The 20,642-nt window shown below is 38.3% G+C and carries 19 protein-coding genes and 1 pseudogene; 3 read left to right on the top strand and 17 right to left on the bottom strand.

All coding sequences use genetic code 11. The features are described from left to right. Nucleotides 1–7 precede the first annotated feature (7 nt). Nucleotides 8–829 (bottom strand): NfeD family protein, encoded by an 822-nt coding sequence (locus OPF91_RS08575; RefSeq protein ID WP_264988331.1) that lies wholly within the window; start codon nt 827–829, stop codon nt 8–10. A 143-nt stretch (nt 830–972) separates the two neighbouring features. On the opposite strand from OPF91_RS08575, the pseudogene OPF91_RS19140 reads away from it, so the two are divergent. Both OPF91_RS19140 and OPF91_RS08565 read left to right on the top strand, forming a co-directional pair. Then, a pseudogene (locus OPF91_RS19140) lies at nt 973–1,159 on the top strand (transposase-like zinc-binding domain-containing protein); the annotation flags it as partial. A gap of 427 nt (nt 1,160–1,586) precedes the next feature. Continuing rightward, on the top strand, nt 1,587–2,108 hold the full coding sequence (locus OPF91_RS08565; RefSeq protein ID WP_264988330.1) for a GNAT family N-acetyltransferase: 522 nt from the start codon (nt 1,587–1,589) through the stop codon (nt 2,106–2,108). A 608-nt stretch (nt 2,109–2,716) separates the two neighbouring features. On the opposite strand, the gene rpsU is transcribed toward OPF91_RS08565, so the two are convergent. The 16 genes from rpsU to chrA form a co-directional block, all read right to left on the bottom strand. Further along, entirely contained in the window at nt 2,717–2,890 is a 174-nt protein-coding gene (rpsU, locus tag OPF91_RS08560; protein WP_004227078.1) for a 30S ribosomal protein S21, read from the bottom strand. A 154-nt stretch (nt 2,891–3,044) separates the two neighbouring features. Then, nucleotides 3,045–3,614 (bottom strand): manganese catalase family protein, encoded by a 570-nt coding sequence (locus tag OPF91_RS08555; protein ID WP_264988329.1) that lies wholly within the window; start codon nt 3,612–3,614, stop codon nt 3,045–3,047. Between the two features lie 24 nt (nt 3,615–3,638). Then, nucleotides 3,639–3,902: a spore coat protein CotJB gene (locus tag OPF91_RS08550; RefSeq protein ID WP_264988328.1), complete on the bottom strand. Its 264-nt coding sequence runs from the start codon at nt 3,900–3,902 to the stop codon at nt 3,639–3,641. Then, nucleotides 3,895–4,122 (bottom strand): spore coat associated protein CotJA, encoded by a 228-nt coding sequence (locus OPF91_RS08545; protein ID WP_264988327.1) that lies wholly within the window; start codon nt 4,120–4,122, stop codon nt 3,895–3,897. Before OPF91_RS08545 ends, OPF91_RS08550 begins: the two co-directional genes overlap by 8 nt. Nucleotides 4,123–4,274: 152 nt before the next feature. After that, on the bottom strand, nt 4,275–4,943 hold the full coding sequence (deoC, locus tag OPF91_RS08540; RefSeq protein ID WP_264988326.1) for a deoxyribose-phosphate aldolase: 669 nt from the start codon (nt 4,941–4,943) through the stop codon (nt 4,275–4,277). Nucleotides 4,944–5,095: 152 nt separating this feature from the next. Then, complete coding sequence (locus OPF91_RS08535) at nt 5,096–7,354, bottom strand: ATP-binding cassette domain-containing protein (protein WP_264988325.1); 2,259 nt, start codon at nt 7,352–7,354, stop codon at nt 5,096–5,098. 102 nt (nt 7,355–7,456) lie between these two features. Further along, a complete protein-coding gene (mtaB, locus tag OPF91_RS08530; RefSeq protein WP_264988324.1) occupies nt 7,457–8,806 on the bottom strand; it encodes a tRNA (N(6)-L-threonylcarbamoyladenosine(37)-C(2))-methylthiotransferase MtaB in 1,350 nt (449 codons plus the stop codon). Between the two features lie 215 nt (nt 8,807–9,021). Further along, entirely contained in the window at nt 9,022–9,315 is a 294-nt protein-coding gene (locus OPF91_RS08525) for a 3-isopropylmalate dehydrogenase (RefSeq protein ID WP_264988323.1), read from the bottom strand. Between the two features lie 159 nt (nt 9,316–9,474). Continuing rightward, the gene (locus OPF91_RS08520; protein ID WP_264988322.1) at nt 9,475–10,206 is read right to left on the bottom strand and encodes a 16S rRNA (uracil(1498)-N(3))-methyltransferase; all 732 of its coding nucleotides are present in this window, start codon (nt 10,204–10,206) and stop codon (nt 9,475–9,477) included. A gap of 66 nt (nt 10,207–10,272) precedes the next feature. Continuing rightward, nucleotides 10,273–11,214, bottom strand: a complete 942-nt coding sequence (gene prmA / locus OPF91_RS08515; RefSeq protein WP_264988321.1) for a 50S ribosomal protein L11 methyltransferase — start codon at nt 11,212–11,214, stop codon at nt 10,273–10,275. A 21-nt stretch (nt 11,215–11,235) separates the two neighbouring features. Then, a complete protein-coding gene (gene dnaJ, locus OPF91_RS08510) occupies nt 11,236–12,357 on the bottom strand; it encodes a molecular chaperone DnaJ (RefSeq protein ID WP_264988320.1) in 1,122 nt (373 codons plus the stop codon). A gap of 107 nt (nt 12,358–12,464) precedes the next feature. Further along, nucleotides 12,465–14,300 carry a molecular chaperone DnaK gene (dnaK, locus tag OPF91_RS08505; RefSeq protein WP_264988319.1) on the bottom strand — a complete coding sequence of 612 codons (1,836 nt, stop codon included), beginning with the start codon at nt 14,298–14,300 and terminating at the stop codon, nt 12,465–12,467. Nucleotides 14,301–14,376: 76 nt separating this feature from the next. Next, nucleotides 14,377–14,928 carry a nucleotide exchange factor GrpE gene (grpE, locus tag OPF91_RS08500; protein ID WP_264988318.1) on the bottom strand — a complete coding sequence of 184 codons (552 nt, stop codon included), beginning with the start codon at nt 14,926–14,928 and terminating at the stop codon, nt 14,377–14,379. A gap of 24 nt (nt 14,929–14,952) precedes the next feature. Then, nucleotides 14,953–15,975, bottom strand: coding sequence for a heat-inducible transcriptional repressor HrcA (gene hrcA / locus OPF91_RS08495; RefSeq protein WP_264988317.1), 1,023 nt, complete (start codon nt 15,973–15,975; stop codon nt 14,953–14,955). Nucleotides 15,976–16,149: 174 nt separating this feature from the next. Beyond that, nucleotides 16,150–17,289 (bottom strand): radical SAM family heme chaperone HemW, encoded by a 1,140-nt coding sequence (hemW, locus tag OPF91_RS08490; RefSeq protein ID WP_264988316.1) that lies wholly within the window; start codon nt 17,287–17,289, stop codon nt 16,150–16,152. A gap of 73 nt (nt 17,290–17,362) precedes the next feature. Continuing rightward, nucleotides 17,363–18,523, bottom strand: coding sequence for a chromate efflux transporter (gene chrA / locus OPF91_RS08485; RefSeq protein ID WP_264988315.1), 1,161 nt, complete (start codon nt 18,521–18,523; stop codon nt 17,363–17,365). 301 nt (nt 18,524–18,824) lie between these two features. Here chrA and OPF91_RS08480 point away from each other — a divergent pair, with 301 nt between their 5' ends. Continuing rightward, nucleotides 18,825–20,513: a methyl-accepting chemotaxis protein gene (locus OPF91_RS08480; protein WP_264988314.1), complete on the top strand. Its 1,689-nt coding sequence runs from the start codon at nt 18,825–18,827 to the stop codon at nt 20,511–20,513. The last annotated feature ends 129 nt before the right edge of the window (nt 20,514–20,642 follow it).

The raw sequence follows: 20,642 nt of genomic DNA, 5'->3' as shown, positions 1-20,642 counted from the left end.
CCATCCTTTATAATATAGCTCTCACAACAATACGTGAGCCTTCTACTTTAATAATTTCTACTTGTTGTCCTGCATCGATATAGCTTCCTTCTGACACAACATCTATACGCTCATTCTCTAAGACAATCGTACCTGCTGGACGTAGCGGCGTCAGTGTTTCGCCTCTTTTTCCAAGCAGCTCTGTACGATTAATGTTTGATACATAGCCTTCTTCTGTTGTAGTCGCATCCATTAAAACAAGCTTGTTTAATACGTGCAGTTTTTTATTGAAAAATTTCATCAGAATCACCATTCCTATTATCGCTACTACAAGTGCTATGAAAATAGCGATGATCATATATGTTGTATTCGCACCTGCTAAAATTAAACTCATTAGGATGAACACACCGCCGATAACCCCTACAATACCTCCAGGTACTACAAGCTCTGCCAGTACGAGTAGTAGCCCAACGATGAATAAAATCCATGTTTCATACCCTGCAAAACCAGCTACCGTATGTCCATAGAAAAACAAACCGATGGCGGATAACCCCATTATACCAGGAACACCAAAGCTTGGTGAATAGAGCTCCATCACAAATCCTAAGCTCGCAATGGACAATAAAATAGGGATAACGAATGGATGTGTAAGTAAACTTGCCATTTTCTCAACTATTGTAGGCTCCACATCCACTACTTCATGATGTTGTAAGTCAGTTTGGACTAATAGCTTTGGAAAATTGGCATTAGTTCCCTCTGAGTAACCAATTGCCATGGTCGTCAATGGAAACGCTAACAAAAAAATTCCCCAGGCAATGAACATACAACGAAGAATTCGCCTTCGATGCATCATCTCCTCCTCCTTCCTAAAATACTTGTCGACTTATATACGCACCACTTTGTAAAAAGTTTCACAAATTTTTTATCTTTTTGGTTCTGTTAAAATCAGAGGATTCAAAAGTGAGTAAAGTGTTTAGCAATTTATGAAAACATATAGATAAAGAACGTGTGTTTCAATGGGTAAAGTGCTATATTGAACCTTCCGTAACTGTTAATGGTCGCCTAATCAATGAAATGAGAGAAGTATGTTTTAAAGAAGGTTTTGAATGCCCTCATTGCACTTCGGAACATTATTAATCGATTTGGTAAAGTTAATGGCCGTCAATGCTATCACTTAAAACATTGGATAAATCGTTTAAAGGTGTTGCTTCTAAATACCTTGCTTGGTCTTTATTTATAGATAATCATAGCAATGAAAGTACAAAACACAATATCAAAGATTTTCTTTTAACATCATTTATATTTGAAATGACTGGAACTTATCGAAGTTTACGATTATCGAAATTCAATATGTAATGCTTATTTGACAATTAGGGTAACTAAATCAAAACAGAGTTCTGTCAAATTTTTGTGGATTGACAACAGTAAACACAAAAAAGTTCTCGCAAAAAACGATTTGGGTACATTTTCATTATTCAACAATCAAGCTATTTTACAGAACAAGGGTTAGCATGGATGAATATTTTTATACCCTATTTTTACAATTATGGTTATAATGTTTTAGACTAGGTGTGAAAGTAGCTTGTCCTAGAAGAGGAGATAAAAAGATGATTGAATTACGAAAAATAGACGGGGATAACATAGATGAGGTAATAGCGCTTGATGTTGAAGAAAACCAGAAAGAATTTATAGAAACTACTAACCTTAGATCCTTCGCAGACGGTCATATGTTGAATACAGATGGTATACCAGCAGCCCCATTAGCTATTTATGCGAATAATACGATGATTGGATTTGTGATGTATATTTATGATACGACGGATCATGAATCATTTCAAAATGAAGTTTATTACGGAACGAAGACCTATTTCATTTGGCATATTATGATTGATAAGCGTTATCAGGGGAAAGGATATGGCAAGCTTGCCTTTGAAAAAATGTTGGCGGATATTGAAAAGATGCCATATGGGAAAGCGCAATATGTAGACCTCTTTTATCATAAAAATAATGTCGTAGCTAAAGAATTATACGCTTCATTTGGTTTTGTAGAAACAGGCATCATTCAGGATAATTCGGTGCATGCGATTAAAAATCTAGATGGGAAAATAACAGAAGCCATAGTAGAATAGGATGTCCCTGAAAGAAATGTAAGCTATCACGGCTTGACCTATAATAAACACAACTAGCCAGAAGAAGCACTGATTTTGTTAGCCCTGTTCTAATAAAAATATAATATTTATACCGCAATCAGGTACGATTGTTTAAGAAACGTTCCCAATGACAGTTTGGAGGACAATTTAAAAGATACGAACGTTGATTTAATAGTGTTTCGTGCCTTTTCTTATGGACATTTTTTATGCCGTATTTATACAGATGCCTCAAATGGTTGATGCAATTGTATTTGTGCTTGATAGACGTGTTCCCTATCTTGTATAAAATCGTGTATGTTCATAATTATTAAAAATCCCTATTTTCCTATCCTAAAAAATGGCGAACCACAATAAATCAGGTTCTCAAAATTATTTGTTTAGAAAACAATCATTAAAATTAACAGAGCCATCTGTTTGCATATTGTACATAAAAAAGTCGACTACATGTAGCCGACTTTTTTAGACGTGTACGAAAAATACCTGAAGTTACTCAGCAAAACTGTTAACTTCAGGTATATCTTTGATCTGCTCAGTGAATCATACGATTGCGTGTTATGAACGTAGGGATTTTTAACGGGAAATTAAAATTACCACTTACGTTTACGTGCAGCTTCTGATTTCTTTTTACGTTTTACGCTAGGTTTTTCGTAGAACTCGCGCTTTCTAACTTCTTGAATTGTACCACTTTTTGATACAGTACGTTTGAAGCGACGAAGAGCATCTTCAAGCGATTCGTTTTTGCGAACGACAGTTTTTGACATCTCTCTTTCCCTCCCTCCGAACACACGTCAATACACAATTAGGCAAATTACCTTCTGTTGTGTACTAAAAAATTATATCGTATTGTCTGATAATGGTCAATAGAAAGTATACGAATATTTTGGGCTTTATTTCAGTAGGAGAGGTAAGAGATACCTAAAATACTTTCTTTTGATTTTGATCCTCTTTTAAAATTTCTACTGCCTCTCGAAAACGCTGCGAGTGCACAATTTCTCGTTCACGCAAAAATTTCAAACTATCATTTAAATCTGTATCATCTGATAAATCGATGATCCATTGATAGGTAGCACGTGCTTTTTCTTCTGCAGCAATATCCTCATATAAATCAGCAATCGGGTCTCCTTTTGCCTGAATATAAGTAGCTGTAAACGGGGCACCCGCAGCATTTTGGTAAAATAATGCGCGATCATGATTTACATAGTAATCACCTAATCCTGCTTCCTTTAACATCTCAGGTGTGGCATCTTTTGTCAGCTTATAAATCATAGTAGCAATCATTTCTAAATGCGAAAATTCTTCTGTTGCGATATCTGTCAGCAGCCCTACCACTTTATCAGGAATGGTATATCGTTGATTCATATAACGCAGTGCTGCTGCCAATTCTCCGTCTGCGCCTCCATATTGTTCAATTAAAAATTTCGCCAGCATGGGATTACATGTACTCACTCTCACAGGATACTGTAGCTTTTTTTCATAATACCACAAATATAGTTCCTCCCACTTTCATGTTTACACTTGCCATGGCCACGGTGTATCAATCCAATTAAATGGATAATTTGAATAGCTTCTCCCAAAATTCATGAGAGGACCAAACTTCTGCTCAAATGCAATTTTCAACTTCATGCTTTTTTCAGTCTGCTCATTAAATTGTCGAATCGCTTCATAATCAGTTGGATGTGTATCTAGATAAAGGTTTAATTCGACAATTACAAAATCGATGGCTTGTATTTCTTCTAGTAATTGATAAAATTCTGGTGGCATCTTTTTAGTCATTCTTCACCCCTCCATTATGTGGATTAGGATAGGCACTAAATAAGGCTGGCCATAATGTTCCAGCTCTGAGTGCTTCTTTTGGGGTTGCAAATTGAGGTAAATTAGGTGGCTGAAAACCCATATACAGTTGCGGAGGCGTTGCATAGCTTTTTACTTTAATTGGCTTACATGGATCAAAGGGGCTTATATAGGGCATCCAATATTTATATTGTGAAAACATAATCTCCTCCTTTCTCATATACCTAGCTCAATGGAGTATATGAGAGAAGCTAAAGCCATATTCACTTCAAGCAATGAGCAGAGGTTTTGCCATATAAAAAATGAAGCAATCCTGTAGTAGATTGCTCCATTTCATGTATCATTGATATCGCATTAATAATTAGAATCAGTTGTTAAACCATTGACAATCGCTACGCCTGAGCTTGCGCCGATACGTGTTGCACCAGCTTCCACCATTTTTTGCATATCTTCTAAGTTACGCACACCACCAGATGCCTTCACACCTAAGTCTGGCCCTACTGTTTTACGCATTAAAGCGATATCTTCTGCTGTTGCGCCACCTGTAGAGAATCCAGTAGATGTTTTCACAAAATCTGCACCTGCTGCCACAGATAATTCACATGCTTTCACTTTTTCTTCATCTGTTAATAAGCATGTTTCAATAATTACCTTAACAAGTGTACCATTTGCTGCATCAACTACTGCTTGAATGTCACTTTGTACTAGGTCAAAATCGCCATCTTTTAATGCGCCAATATTAATGACCATATCAATTTCACCAGCACCGTTCGCAATTGCATCCTTCGTTTCAAATGCTTTTACTGCTGATGTTGTTGCACCTAATGGAAATCCAATTACTGTACAAACTTTTACATCTGTTCCTGCTAAAAGCTCTGCGCTATATTGTACCCATGTCGGATTCACACAAACAGAGGCAAAATCATATTGCTTTGCTTCTGCACAAATTTGTGCAATTTGGTCACGTTTTGCATCTGCCTTTAATAATGTGTGGTCAATCATTTTCGCATAATTTTGAGTCATGATCATAGCTCCTTTAAAAAATATAAGTTGTCCGTACAACTATATCATACCATTTACAACAATAACAGCATACACAGCTTTACAAATACAAAAAATTGTTTGTCACTTATCATTGGTGGAGATAAAACAGCCTCTCCACCAATCATTTTCTATTATTTTTCTATGTCGGATTGTAAATATTGTGCTGTAATCGAACGTTCACAGCTGGCGATACCTGTAGGCGGACCTTCGTATAAAATTTCTCCTCCACCGATACCACCTGTTGGACCGATATCAATTAACCAGTCACTATGGCGAATGACATCTAAATTATGCTCAATCACAAGTACAGTATTGCCTTTTTCCACAAGTTTATTGAGCATTTGTAAAATCGTCGCAACATCTGACATATGCAAACCAGTTGTAGGCTCGTCCAATATATAAATATTCCCTTTTGTTGTCATTTCCTTTGCTAGCTTTAATCGCTGACATTCGCCACCTGATAATGTATTCAGCGGTTGCCCTAACGTTAAGTACGACAAGCCCACTGTATTTAAGGTTGTTAATTTACGTTGAATGTCTTTCGCCTCAAAGAAAGTGACCGCCTCCGCAATGGTCATTTCCATGACATCGACAATATTTTTCTCTTTATAAGTGTATTGTAATACCTCTTGCTTATAACGATTACCCTGACATGTAGCACAAACAACCTCTGCTTTATCCATAAAGGACAAGTTTAGTTCAATTGTACCTGTCCCGCCACATGTTTCACAGCCACCTGTTGAGTTATAGCTAAATAACCCCGCCTCCACACCATTCACATCTGAAAATACTTTACGAATAGCATTCATAATACCTGTGTATGTGGATGGGTTCGAACGGCTATTTGCCTGTACAGCACTTTGGTCAATACGAATAGCATCTGGAAACTGCTTGGCAAACACTTCATTCACCAATGTACTTTTTCCAGAGCCTGCTACACCTGTCACTGCTGTCAAAATACCAAGCGGCACACGCAGACTGACATTTTTCAAATTATGCAACGTGCTTTTTTCACTCTCTAAAAATGTTGTGGCAGGTCGTGGATTTACCTTAATCGTTGCTTGATTTTTTAAATATTTTGCTGTCAATGTATCAGATGTTAACAGCTCCTCATAGCTACCACTAAACATAATTTGCCCACCACCTGCACCAGCTGCTGGTCCTACATCAATGACATGGTCTGCGATACGAATAACATCTGAATCATGTTCCACAACAAGCACTGTATTCCCTTTATCACGTAATTTCACCAACAAATCATTTAAACGATAGACGTCATGTGGATGTAGCCCTGTACTTGGTTCATCAAATATATAGAGCAAGCCTGTTAAATTACTGGACAAATATTTCACCATTTTCACACGTTGGGACTCCCCACCTGATAATGTTGGTGTTTCACGTGTCAGCGTCATATAGCCTAGACCAATATCACATAAGCTTTGCAGACGTTCGATGATGCCTTCGATAAGCTGCTGTGCCATTGGTTCTTCTAGCTTTTTCAATGTAGCGATTAAATCATCGAGCTGCATTGCCGTCATATCATAAATAGAATAACCTAATAGCTTCGAGCTTAATACAGTTGGATTATAGCGCGTGCCGTCACAGGTAGGACATGTACAAGTGGTTGTAAATTGCTCGAGCTTACTAGCAGCCGCCTTTGTTGTATCTTTCTCTGTTTTCACATTTTGACGCATAAATTTCACTGCAATGCCTTCATATGTTGCATTGATTTCAGTATTTTGGTAGCTTACCATCACTTTTTGTGAATCGGCATACATTAATTGATGAAGCTCTTCTTTTGTATAGTCTTTTAATTTTTTATCATTATCAAAAAAGCCAGATTCAGCATAAGCCTTCCATTGCCAAGTCCCTGGTCCAAAGCCTGGCAATAAAATAGCCCCCTCATTCAAGGATTTTTCCATATCTAAGGTTGTCGCTATATTTAAGGTAATCGTTCTTCCGATTCCTTCACATTGTGGACACATACCGCTCGGGTCATTAAAAGAATAGGCATTTCCATAACCAATACTCGGCGTGGCAAAGCGTGAAAATAACAATCTTAGCAATGAGTTAATATCTGTTGCTGTACCAAGTGTAGAACGTGCATTGCCTCCAAAGCGTTTTTGATCGACTACAATAGCTGTTGACAAATTATGAATCGCATCCGCCTCTGGACGACGATAGCGTGGTAAAAATGTGCGCACAAAGCTACTATACGTTTCATTTAATTGACGACCTGCCTCCTGTGCAATCGTATCAAAGACAATGGATGATTTTCCTGAACCTGAAACACCTGTAAATACTGTAATTTTATTTTTCGGTATTTGGAGACTAACATTTTTCAAATTATTCTCTCTTGCGTTAACAATTTCAATATACGTTTGCTGCATGGAAAGCCCTCCTTTAAAAATGATGCTTTCTAACTTTAGCGTAAGTTTGATGGAAAGTAAAATAAAAACACAACCTACAAGAATGTAAGTTGTGCTTGTTTATTATTGCAGTTGTTCTTCTAATACACGGACAAACTGCCCCTCATTGTATGGATAACCTGCCTTCGTGATTTTCACCTTCACAAGCTGTCCAATCATGTCTTCTGTCCCTTCAAAGACAACTTTTAAATAGTTATCTGTATAGCCAACATACAGATTGTCGTTATTTGATTCTTTAAAGCGCTCTTCTGGAATAATTTCCAACACTTCATCCTCAAAGCGAGCCGCATATTCTTTTGCCAATTGGTCATTTAGCGCAATTAAGCGATGGACACGTTCATTTTTCACGTCTTCCGCAATTTGATCCTCCATACGTGCAGCAGGTGTACCTGTACGCGGAGAGAATGGGAATACATGTAATTCAGAGAACTTGTGGTCACGAATGAAATGATATGTTTCCATAAATTCTTCCTCTGTCTCACCTGGGAAGCCAACAATTACATCCGATGTCACGGCAAGGTTTGGCAATGCTTCATGCAATTTCGTTAAACGTTCACCGAAAAATTCCATTGTATATTTACGACGCATACGTTTTAATACCGTATCAGAGCCTGATTGAATCGGAATGTGTAAATGATTCACGACGATATTCGATTCACGTAATACCTCAATCACTTCATCTGTTAACTGACTTGCTTCAATCGAAGAAATACGCAAACGCTTCAAGCCCTTTACATTTGCTTCTAAATCACGTAATAATTGAGCTAAATTATAGTCCTTCAAATCTTGACCATAGCCACCTGTATGAATACCTGTTAACACAATTTCCAAGTAGCCTGCATCCACTAATTGCTGTGCTTGTTGTAATACCTCTTGTGGATCACGTGAACGCATTAAGCCACGTGCCCATGGAATAATACAAAATGTACAGAAATTATTACAGCCTTCTTGAATTTTTAATGATGCACGTGTACGGTCTGTAAACGCGGGCACATCCAATTCCTCATAGACGCGATTTTTCATAATATTGCGCACCGCATTAATTGGCTGACGCTCTGTACGGTATTGTTCAATGTAGCCTAGTAGTTTTGTGCGGTCCTGTGTTCCCACAACAATATCTACACCAGGAATCGCCATAATTTCAGCAGGTGATGTTTGCGCATAGCAACCTGTCACACAAATCACCGCATCTGGATTTTGACGAACCGCACGACGAATGACTTGACGTGATTTTTTATCCCCTGTGTTGGTTACAGTACATGTATTAATGACATACACATCTGCCTGTTGCTCGAATTCTGTACGTCCATAGTCCTGCTCCTTAAATAATTGCCAGATCGCTTCCGTCTCGTAGTGATTTACCTTGCATCCTAAGGTGTGGAAGGCAACCGTTTTTGCACGCTCCTGACTCATCATTTTTTCATCCTTTCAAAAATAACTATATATGTTCAAATCATTAACTAATCTATAATAGCACAAAAGAATAAAAGGAGCCTAGTTTTTTGGCTAGAGTTAAGAAAGTAGTAACAAACAATGTTATCTATTGATTAAAATTCTCATCTCTTTTGTCACTTTACATCACTATAAAAAATCCTCATTTCCCACATGACGTTACCTACACTTATAAATTAAACTTTTCTGTTGTTATATTTTTTTATGATACTTACTAAAATAGCCATCATAAAAACAATTATGCTATTTGTTACCAAATACTGTCCCAGCTGTATGCCATAAAATATCGCAAACGGATCATGAATAATAAATATGGCTAATACGCCACCAATTGAACCAAATAAAATGGCTAGTAGTAATAGTACAAAAGCAGCAAAATATAAATTTTTCTTTTTGTTATAAAATATAAACGCAATAATATTAGCAATAACGATAAAGAAGCCCATCAGTATGAAGAAAAAAGTTGTCATTGAAATCCCCCTAAGACTTAAACTTTTGCTGAATTATTCTACTCATTAGCTTAAGTATATTCTCTCACAACACTCATCTATCTATTTTATAATTCTCCTAAAAAGTATCCTCTACCTACTTATATTAAATCTATATTTTTTAAAATATACCTTTTTCTTTTATTCCAACTCATACGATATCGCTGACAACGCATAAAGTGGTGCGGTTTCTGCTCGTAAAATTCGTGGTCCTAATGACATCGTTTGTGCGCCAGCCTGCTGTAATTTCTCCACTTCTTTACGTGCAATGCCACCTTCTGGACCAAAAATAAGTAAAATCGATTTCGTATTGCTAGTATTTCTTAATTTCTCTGCAAATTTTGTGCGATTTTCAACCTTAGCATCTTCTTCATCTGCTATAAAAACAGCGTCAAAATCGCCTAGCTGCTTGATGAATTGTTGGAAAGAGACAGGTTCATGAATGATTGGAATATGTGTACGATGGGATTGCTCTGCCGCTTCCTTAGCAATCTTCTGTAGACGTTCTTGTTTTTTAGCACCCTTTTTCGCATCCCATTTCACAATGGAACGCTCTGCTTCAAATGGCAATAGGGCAAACATGCCAAGCTCTGTTGCCTTTTGTGCAATAAATTCTAATTTATCGCCCTTTGGTAAACCACAGGCAATCGTCACTTGCACAGGTAACTCAGGTGATGGTATTTGTTCACCTGTCGCTTGAATGCATACCTCATCATCCACAAAATCTTGAATCGTACAAATATGTGCCATCTGTTGCGCAACGACAACGATTTTGTCGCCTTCCTTCATGCGCATTACTTTTATCATATGACGGGCATCTTCTCCTGTAATGCGTGCTCCTTCAATAGCTGTTTCAATAAAATAACGTTGCACATTGACTCGCTCCTTTATTTTCAAAAAAGCGCCAAATGCTAATGATCTGGCGCTTTTCTAGTCAATTTATAGTGGACGACGAGCGATAATCGCTACCCAATCTTCCATTAATAATACTTCTTCAATGACAAAGCCTGAAGCCTGTAATGCTGCTTTGACCTCATCACGTTTTGCGCCGATGATGCCTGAAGTGATATAGTAGCCACCTGGTTTGACAATAGAAAACGCATCATCTGTAAAGGAAATGATGATATCTGCTAAAATATTCGCCACCACAACGTCTGCTGGCTCCTTCACTGTATCTAGCAAGTTTCCATGATAGACAGTCACTTGATCGTCTACTTTATTCAGTGTCACGTTTTCCTTTGCTGAACGTACTGCCACCTCATCCAAATCTAAAGCATGCACACTTTTTGCACCAAGCAATGCTGCCCCAACAGATAGGACACCTGAACCTGTACCAACATCCACTACGGTATTATCTGCTTTTACAATTTTTTCAAGTCCCTGTAAACACATCACCGTTGTTGGATGTGTACCTGTACCAAATGCCATACCAGGGTCAAGCTCGATAATCAGTTCATCCGTTGACACAGGTGTATAATCTTCCCATGTCGGTACAATTGTAAAGCGTTCAGAAATTTTGACAGGATGATAATATTGCTTCCATGCTGTTGCCCAATCTTCCTCATTCACTTCTACAACCGTCACACTGTTTTCACCAATATCAATATTAAAGTTCGTTAAGTTGGTAATTGCTACTTTAATTTCTTCTACTGTTTCATTTAAAAAGCTGGATTCTGACAAATAAGCTTTCACAATGACACCGTCTTTTGGGAAATCATCTTCATTGAGTGCATAAATTTCACCGTATTGATCTTCTCTCGGCTTGCCAAATTCCGCTGAATCTTCAATCACGACACCACTTGCACCTGCTTCATGCAAAATATTTGAAATTGCTTCTACCGCTTCATTTTTCGTATGGATGGATAACTCTGACCACTTCACGTAGCATTTCAGCTCCTCTAATTATTCACCTTGGAATTTTTTCTTAATCTTGTCGAACAGTGAGCTTCCTTGTTCTTCTGGAATATCGCCACTAATTTCTGCAAACTCACGCAATAATTGCTTTTGTTTTTCTGTTAGTTTTTCAGGTGTCATCACTTTTACTGTCACATATTGGTTACCAGTGCCGTAGCCATGCACATTTTTAACCCCTTTGTCTTTCAAGCGGAATTGTGCGCCCGATTGTGTACCTGCTGGAATGCGTAGCTTCACTTTACCATGCACAGTTGGCACTTCAATTTCATCGCCAAGAGCCGCTTGTGGGAATGTTAACTTCAACTCATAGTAAATATCATCGCCATCACGTTCGAATTCTTTATGCCCTTGTACACGGAACATAATGTATAAGTCGCCTGCTGGACCACCGTTGACGCCTGGCTCTCCTTGACCTGTAACACGAATTTGTTGCCCATCATCGACACCTGCTGGAATCGATACTTTAATTTTCTTACGTTTTTGCACTTTACCAGCGCCACGACATGTTGAACATTTTTCTTTAATAATTTTACCTGTCCCTTGACATGTTGAACAAGTGCGACGGTTCATCATACGACCAAATGGTGTATCTACTGCTTGATTCACCTGACCAGCACCATTACATGTCGAACATGTTTCAGGCTGTGTTCCTGGCTTTGCACCTGAGCCATGACATGTATCACATAGCTCATCTTTCGGAATTTCGATTTCTGTTTCTTTTCCAAAAATCGCTTCCTCAAATTTAATGTTCATGCGATATTGTAAATCGTCCCCTTTGCGTGGCGCATTTGGGTCTTGACGACGCCCACCGCCGCCAAAGAAGGAACTGAAAATATCCTCGAAGCCGCCAAAGCCGCCGCCTCCGAAACCACCACCACCGAAGCCTGCATTTGGATCTTCATGACCGAATTGGTCGTAGCGCGCTTTCTTTTGGTCATCGCTTAACACTTCATAGGCTTCTGCGATTTCTTTAAATTTTTCGTCTGCCCCTGGCTCTTTATTCAAGTCTGGGTGATATTGCTTGGATAATTTACGATAGGCTTTTTTAATTTCATCTTTAGAAGCTGATTTCGTTAAACCAAGCACCTCGTAATAATCACGTTTTTCCATGAGTCACACTCCGCTCTTTTTACATAAAGTCTATTGTACATCACATTTGTCAAAGTGAAAAGCCAAAGCCGCAAGCGGTCTTTGGCTTTTCCTCAACTGTATATAGCTTATTTATCGTCTTTTACTTCTTCAAAATCAGCATCTACAATCCCATCATCTTTTGCACCAGCGTCCGCGCCTGCTTCGCCACCTTGTGCTGCCTGAGCCGCTGCTGCCGCTTGCTCATATACTTTCATTACTAGTGGCTGTAATACGCCTTCTAGTTTTTCTTTTGCTGTTTTAATGCCTTCTAATTCGCCTGCTTCAAGTGCTTTTTTCAGCTCATCACGTGCATCCTCTACAGATTTTTTCTCATCTTCTGTAATTTGCTCGCCTAAATCTGCAATTGTTTTATCTACTTGGAATACTAATTGATCTGCTTCATTGCGTAAATCTGCTTCTTCTTTACGCAATGCATCAGCTTCTGCGTTTGCTTCAGCATCTTTCACCATACGCTCGATTTCTTCCTCAGATAAGCCTGAATCTGATTGAATCACGATTGTTTGTTCTTTATTTGTACCAAGGTCTTTTGCTTTAACAGATACGATACCGTTTTTATCAATATCGAATGTTACCTCGATTTGTGGAATACCACGTGGTGCTGGTGGAATATCCGCTAATTGGAAGCGACCTAATGTTTTATTGTCCGCTGCCATTGAACGTTCACCTTGTAGTACATGAATATCTACTGCTGGTTGGTTATCCGCTGCAGTTGAGAACACTTGTGATTTAGATGTTGGGATTGTTGTGTTACGGTCGATTAATTTCGTGAACACGCCACCCATTGTTTCAATACCTAATGATAATGGTGTTACATCAAGTAATACAACGTCCTTCACATCACCTGTTAATACCCCACCTTGAACAGCAGCACCCATTGCTACTACTTCATCTGGGTTTACACCGCGGTGTGGCTCTTTTCCTGTTTCCTTGCGTACAGCTTCTTGTACTGCTGGGATACGTGTAGAACCACCAACTAAAATAACTTGATCTAATTCAGAAGCAGATAAACCTGCATCTGATAATGCTTGACGTACTGGACCTACTGTACGTGTTACTAATGGTAATGTAATTTCATCGAATTTTGCACGTGTTAAAGTGACTTCTAAGTGTAATGGGCCTGCTTCACCAGCTGTGATGAATGGTAATGAAATTTGTGTAGATGTTACACCTGATAAGTCTTTTTTCGCTTTTTCAGCCGCATCTTTTAAACGTTGCATGGCCATTTTATCTTTTGATAAATCAATGCCGTTTTCTTTTTTGAATTCAGCTACTAAATATTCAATGATTGCGTCATCGAAGTCATCTCCACCAAGTTTGTTATCACCCGCAGTTGCTAATACTTCAAATACGCCATCGCCTAGTTCAAGAATTGATACGTCAAATGTACCACCACCAAGGTCAAATACTAATACTTTTTGGTCTTGGTCTTGTTTATCTAAACCATATGCTAACGCCGCAGCAGTTGGTTCGTTGATAATACGTTCTACCTCTAAACCAGCAATTTTACCAGCGTCTTTTGTTGCTTGACGTTGTGCATCGTTGAAGTATGCAGGTACTGTAATAACAGCTTTTGTTACTTTTTCACCTAAATAGTCTTCTGCATAGCCTTTTAAGTATTGAAGAATCATCGCAGATACTTCTTGTGGTGTATATTCTGTATCTTCCACTTTTACTTTTTCTGCTGTGCCCATTTTTGATTTAATCGAAATAATTGTGTTTGGGTTTGTCACAGATTGACGTTTTGCCACTTCCCCAACTTGACGTTCACCGTTTTTGAATGCCACAACAGATGGCGTTGTACGGTTACCTTCTGGATTTGGAATTACTTTTGGCTCGCCGCCTTCAAGTACAGATACACAAGAGTTTGTTGTTCCTAAGTCAATACCAATAATTTTGCTCATTCTAAAGTTCCTCCTATTTATGAAACGCTATAAATGCGTCATTTCCATTATATTTATTAAAAAATAGCACGAATAACTATTCGTTCACAGATACCATTGATGGACGTAATACACGATCCTTTAATAAATAGCCTTTTTGCAATTCACGTACAACCGTGCCTGCTTCTTTTTCGCTATCTTGTTCTTGCATAACCGCTTGATGCACATTAGGGTCAAATGGTTGTCCCTCAGCCTGAATAACTTGTAAGCCTTCACGTTCAGTCGCCTCGATTAAAGAACGATAGACCATTTCAATCCCTTTAACAATAGAAGCTGTTTCTTCAGAAGTTGTTTCTACTTGTAAAGCACGTTCAAAGTTATCAAGCACTGGTAATAAATCCGTTAGTAGGCTTTGTGCTCGATATTTTTCTGCCGCTTCACGGTCAAGTTGTTGGCGACGACGTAAATTGTCAAAGTCTGCACGCAGGCGTAGGTGACGATTCTCTTCATCATCTAGCTTTGCTTGTAATTCAGCAATCTGCGCCTCATACTGCTCCTCCACTGTCAATTCAGCTTGCTCTTCTACCGTTTCTTCTGTTACTACATTTTCTTCTTGTACAAGATCTTTGTTTTCTGTTGTCTCTGTCACGTAAATCCTCCTCATCAGCCATCATTACGATTTTTTCGTAAAGGCTTGTGTTAAATCCATGCGCATGATTTCTAGTAAAGCCACAACACGTCGATAATCCATACGTGTAGGACCGATAATGGCAATCGCCCCTTGTTGGTCTTCACCAATCGAATATGTGGTCGTAATGACACTACAGTCGCCCATTCCCAACTGTTTGTTCTCTGAGCCAATTCGTATATGAATACCCGATTCATTTGGCTGGAAAAGAGAATGTACTTGGCTTTTTGTTTCCATTAAATCTAAAATCATGCGAACTTTATTTAAGTCGTGGAACTCTGGCTGGTTAAACATGTTGGTTTTTCCACCGTAGAAAATTTTACTTTCTGAATTATGCATTGTCGCTGTGACAAGCGAATGAATGAACTCATCTGCTGATTGTACATGCTGTTGAAAAATGGCTAATACTTCAGCTTCAAGCTTTTTATGAATCTCCTCTAATGGTACACCAATTAAGCGTTCATTTAAAATATTCACCATTTTTTCCAATTCAGAAGCGGTAACATTCGGTGGCAAACTAAATATGCGATTTTCAACATGACCATTGTTCGTCACGATAATGGCTACTGCCGTATCAGTAGAAAGAGGCACAATCGAAAATCGTTTTACACGATGTCGTTGTACATCTGGTCCCAACAAAATAGATGTATACGATGTCAAATCAGATAAAATATTAGCTGACTTCCGAATAACCTGTTCTACCTCTACTAAACGATCATTAAAGATAGATTGGATTTGCTGAACATCCCTCGAATTAATGCCTTGTGGGCTTAGCAAATGATCAACATAAAACCTATAACCTTTTTCCGAAGGCACTCGACCAGAGGAGGTATGTGTTTTTTCTAAAAAGCCCAATTCCTCTAAATCCGCCATCTCATTACGAATGGTAGCGGGACTAAATGTAATCTCTGTTTTTTTGGAGATTTGGCGAGAACCTACCGGCTGTGCTGACAAAATAAAATCATCAATGATTACTTGCAATATTTGTAGCTGCCGATTTGTTAACATGATCATCACCTCTGTTAGCACTCAACTAAGAGGAGTGCTAATACTATTATTAAGTTATCAAATCCCACTTTTTCTGTCAACGAAATCGCTCAATTTTCTAATCAATTATATCGAGGTAACATTGTATGCTGTTGTAACAGTTGATTTAAAGGCTTTAGCGACGATGTGTACATGTCACAGTAAAAATTGTTGGAATACCTCATTCCCTACAAAACGACCTTTACGTGTAAGGCGAATTCCCGCTGTATCATGTACTAAAAGCTCCTCTGACACAAGCTTGTCAATCACCTTTCCATAGCGTACATACAGGGACTCTTGAAATTTTTCCTCATATATACTGTGCAAAACACCTGCTGTTTTACGCAAGCCTAAAAACATTTGCTCTTCTCGTCGCTCATTCGGCGTAACAAGATGCTCATGTACATAAGGCAAGTCACCATTTTTAATCGTTTCCATGTATTTCTTCAATGGTCCATGATTAGAATAACGTACACCAGCTAAATAGCCATGTGCTCCTGCACCAAAGCCAGCATATTCATCATTATCCCAATAAATTTGGTTGTGCACGGAATGAAAGCCAGGCTGAGCAAAGTTGCTAATTTCATATTGTTGCAATCCACTTGCTTCCATTTCTAACATCAATACATCATACATATCCGCTTCCAAATCTTCCGTTGGCAAATGTAATTTACCTTTCGCATACTGATTATAAAAAATCGTTTTCGGTTCAACAATTAATGAGTAGGCTGAATAATGTGGTAGTTTGAGGGCCAATGCCTTGGCTAATGAATCTCGCCATTGTGCCATTGTTTGACCTGGTAATCCGTACATCAAATCAATACTAATGTTAACAAAGCCCACTTTTTTTGCTAAAGCAATGGTGTCATAAACATGTTCATTACTATGTGTTCGTCCTATTTTCTGTAACAGTTCCTCATCAAAAGATTGCACGCCCATGCTTAAGCGGTTCACACCTCCATCAAGCAATGCGTAAAGCTTATCCGCTGATAATTCATCAGGATTTGCCTCTGATGTAAATTCTGTCACATAATCCATTGGAATATACGTTTGAATCAGTTCAAGCAACCGTTTTAGCTGTTGAGGCGATAACGCTGTTGGTGTTCCACCACCAAGAAATACCGTCTCAATTTGTTGAAAATGCTCAGGATTTTTTTGTGTGACAAATGCCATCTCTTGTCCCAGCATTTCTATGTAATCGTCTACAGGTTGATTTTGAAAATAAAATTTATTGAAGTCGCAATAATTGCAAATTTGATGACAAAAAGGAATATGAATATAAACACCCCGTGCCATAATTATCCCTTCTTTCTCATAAAGTCTCTCCCATTATAAACAATCCATAAACAGAACGCCATGAATCCATCTATTAATAGAATAACAATCCTACTACAATACCGATTGCTACTAATAAATACGGCTGTACTTTCCAACGTAGTAAGCATAAGAAAAATATACATGCTAGCACACCATCTAAAGCACTGTGAATTGTATCGATAACAATTGGTTGAACAAAAGCCGCAGTTAAAATGCCTACAACTGCTGCATTCGCCCCCATCATCGCCCCTCTTAGTTTAGCATGCTGCCCATATGTGAACCAAAATGGCAGTACACCTACTACTAATAAAAAGGCGGGTAAAAAAATGGCTACAATCGCTACAGTTGCTCCAAATACACCAGCAACGGTCATCCCAATATAGGCTGCAAAAGTGAATAATGGACCAGGTACGGCTTGTGTCACACCATAACCTGCTAAAAAATCAGCAGAACTCAGCAAGCCACTATGAACAAATTGCGCTTCGAGCAATGGTAAAACAACATGACCACCACCAAACACGAAGGCTCCTGCCATATAAAATTTCTCAGCTAGTATGAGCCATTCATTGTTTATATATGTAGCAGCTATCGGCAAACTAACAAGTAGTAGCACAAACAATAATAAGCAGCCCATTCCCACTTTTTTTGTCATCGGTAAGTTGATTGTATACACATTTACAGATTGGCTATTTCCCCTAAACCAATAATAACCAACGATAGCAGCCATGCTAATCGCTGTTATTTGCGCTAACGGATGAACCCACACAAGCATCAAAATAAGCACACCTATAGCGATAGCAATGTGATAACTATTTGTTAGTAACTTTTTAGACATATCAACAATAGCCTGCGCTACAATGGCTACGGCTACTAATTTCAAGCCCTGTGTCCATCCCATATCGAGTGTTGTATGTGTATAAAAATAAGCAAAAAACATTAATAGTAGCGCTGATGGCAATGTAAAGCCTAAAAATGACACTATCCCTCCCAATATGCCACCTCTCAATAAACCAATGCCCATCCCCACTTGACTAGAAGCGGGCCCAGGTAAAAATTGACTAAGCGCTACAAGTTGACTATACGTATCATTTGTTAACCATTTACGCTTCTGTATGTATTCTTGTTGAAAATAACCCAAATGTGCAATCGGTCCCCCAAACGATGTACAGCCTAATTTTAAAGCAACGAAAAAAATTTCCCACAATGTACGCATTCAATTCAACTACTTTCTCCACTGGATATATTCATAGTACACAGGAACATCATGATGAAACGTTAAAAATATGTAAATTTTCACGCTTGAAAATGAAATCATTCTAAAAAATCAGAAAATAGAGTTTTTCTATCGGAATATGATATTATGAATCCAGCAAATTATCCTACTCGTCAGACAACTATATAAGGGCATTAAGCACTATATACATGATACAAATAATATAAATCAATTCATTATTGTAGCAACAAATAGCACGGATTTTCACAAAGAGTTTACTATATCAAGGAGGATTCACACATTGTCTAAGCTCAAACGCTCTTTACTCTATAAATATATTGCGAGTTTTACCATTCCAATTGTTATCATTTCTTCCATCTTTAGTTATGTCTTATTCACTACCGCTTCACGTATTATCGACGATTTTGTTTTAACACAGTTTGAAAGCTCACTCCAAACGATATCGGGTGATATTGTAGATAAAATTGATAAATATGATATTATTGCTGCTGAAAATGGCAGTCCAAATAAATATAATAAATTAGTTACACGCTTAAACCGCTCTGTTGAGAAATATAACATTGAAAGTGTCTACATCCTGTCAAACACAGGTGAGAAAGAACATATCGTAGCGATGAGCGACACAGATATCAAAATGCAGGATTATACATTTTCAAAAGAAATGCGTCTTGCATTAGAAACTGGCGATGCCCAAATGAGTGATATTTATCAAGATGAATTCGGCACACATAAAGCCATCTTCCTGCCGTTTAAAGATACAAACTTCCTTCTCGGTTTAGATATGGATGCTTCATTTATCACGACACTCCAAACGCAAATCTTATGGGTTTGTATCATTATGACAGCTATTTTTATCGCTGCAGGTATTATCATCGCTTATTTCATTAGTATTATGATTATTAAGCCGATTAAAAAAATGACGACATATGTTGAAAAAGTAGCAACAGGTGATTTAGCTGCGGAAGCATTGCATATTTCAGGCTCCAACGAAATTGCACAGCTCGCACAGGGCATTGAAAATATGACAGCAGACTTACGCACACTCATTCAGCAAATTTCAGACAATGCTGAGCAAGTGGCTGCTATGTCTGAGGAATTAACAGCTGGCTCTGAGCAAACAAGTGCATCTATTCAGCAAATTACTTCTTCTATGCAAGAAATTTCTGCTGGCTCTGAAAAACAAACATTGACGATTGACGAGGTCGAGCAATATATTACCGCCATCTCTGGAAAAATGAGCAATGCCGTAGCATCTGTCAATGACATTACATCACAAGCCAAAGCAGCATCGTCTATTTCAGCAAACGGCAATACAACAATTGAAAATGCCATCGAAAAAATGGCCCTAACGACATCCGCTATTCAAGAAACATCAACAGTCGTCCAGCGTTTAAATGATTATACAAATGAAATTGGTGACATTATTACATTAATTAAAGCCATTACAGATCAAACAAATTTACTCGCATTGAACGCTTCCATTGAGGCAGCAAGAGCTGGTGAGCATGGGAAAGGCTTTGCCGTTGTAGCAGAGGAAGTACGAAAACTAGCAGATCAATCATTAGCGGCAACAAATAATATTCGTGAACATATTGATACAATTAGAGAAGAATCGCATCATGCAGTGACATCGATGGCGACTAGTCATCATAATCTCATCGAAAGTGCTACTACTTTTAGCGATTCTGGTGAAGCCTTTAGAACCATTTATAAACAAATTCAAACATTGGCAGAGGAAGTTAATCATGTGAATACAAATATGCTTCATATGAACGAAGATATTCAGCATATTGTTCATTCTGCTGAACATATGAACGCCATTGCCATTCAGTCATCAGGTAATATTCAAAACGTTGCTGCTGCCTCAGAAGAACAAGCAGCTAGCATGGAGGAAATTACAACCTCTTCAAATAACCTCGCTGAAATGGCACAGCAATTACGCACTATCATTCAAAAATTCCAATTATAATCAATTACGCCCCAGCGTAATTGCGTCTGGATTTTTCGAGTTCACTCGTATAAAGGAAGTTAGCCTAAAAGCATCACATCCTGTGACAACGGCTTGTTACTGTCGCTACGTTGTACTACGCTTTCGTAC

The organism is Lysinibacillus piscis, assembly GCF_026012395.1.
Classification (GTDB): domain Bacteria; phylum Bacillota; class Bacilli; order Bacillales_A; family Planococcaceae; genus Lysinibacillus; species Lysinibacillus piscis.
This window is presented reverse-complemented; position numbering and strand designations above follow the sequence as displayed.

Excerpts from the sequence above, each read along its gene's own strand:
- OPF91_RS08575 (WP_264988331.1), bottom strand. The coding sequence starts at position 829 with ATGCATCGAAGGCGAATTCTTCGTTGTATGTTCATTGCCTGGGGAATT.
- OPF91_RS08565 (WP_264988330.1), top strand. The coding sequence starts at position 1,587 with ATGATTGAATTACGAAAAATAGACGGGGATAACATAGATGAGGTAATA.
- rpsU (WP_004227078.1), bottom strand. The coding sequence starts at position 2,890 with ATGTCAAAAACTGTCGTTCGCAAAAACGAATCGCTTGAAGATGCTCTT.
- OPF91_RS08550 (WP_264988328.1), bottom strand. The coding sequence starts at position 3,902 with ATGACTAAAAAGATGCCACCAGAATTTTATCAATTACTAGAAGAAATA.
- OPF91_RS08545 (WP_264988327.1), bottom strand. The coding sequence starts at position 4,122 with ATGTTTTCACAATATAAATATTGGATGCCCTATATAAGCCCCTTTGAT.
- deoC (WP_264988326.1), bottom strand. The coding sequence starts at position 4,943 with ATGACTCAAAATTATGCGAAAATGATTGACCACACATTATTAAAGGCA.
- OPF91_RS08535 (WP_264988325.1), bottom strand. The coding sequence starts at position 7,354 with ATGCAGCAAACGTATATTGAAATTGTTAACGCAAGAGAGAATAATTTG.
- mtaB (WP_264988324.1), bottom strand. The coding sequence starts at position 8,806 with ATGAGTCAGGAGCGTGCAAAAACGGTTGCCTTCCACACCTTAGGATGC.
- OPF91_RS08525 (WP_264988323.1), bottom strand. The coding sequence starts at position 9,315 with ATGACAACTTTTTTCTTCATACTGATGGGCTTCTTTATCGTTATTGCT.
- dnaJ (WP_264988320.1), bottom strand. The coding sequence starts at position 12,357 with ATGGAAAAACGTGATTATTACGAGGTGCTTGGTTTAACGAAATCAGCT.
- dnaK (WP_264988319.1), bottom strand. The coding sequence starts at position 14,300 with ATGAGCAAAATTATTGGTATTGACTTAGGAACAACAAACTCTTGTGTA.
- hrcA (WP_264988317.1), bottom strand. The coding sequence starts at position 15,975 with ATGTTAACAAATCGGCAGCTACAAATATTGCAAGTAATCATTGATGAT.
- hemW (WP_264988316.1), bottom strand. The coding sequence starts at position 17,289 with ATGGCACGGGGTGTTTATATTCATATTCCTTTTTGTCATCAAATTTGC.
- chrA (WP_264988315.1), bottom strand. The coding sequence starts at position 18,523 with ATGCGTACATTGTGGGAAATTTTTTTCGTTGCTTTAAAATTAGGCTGT.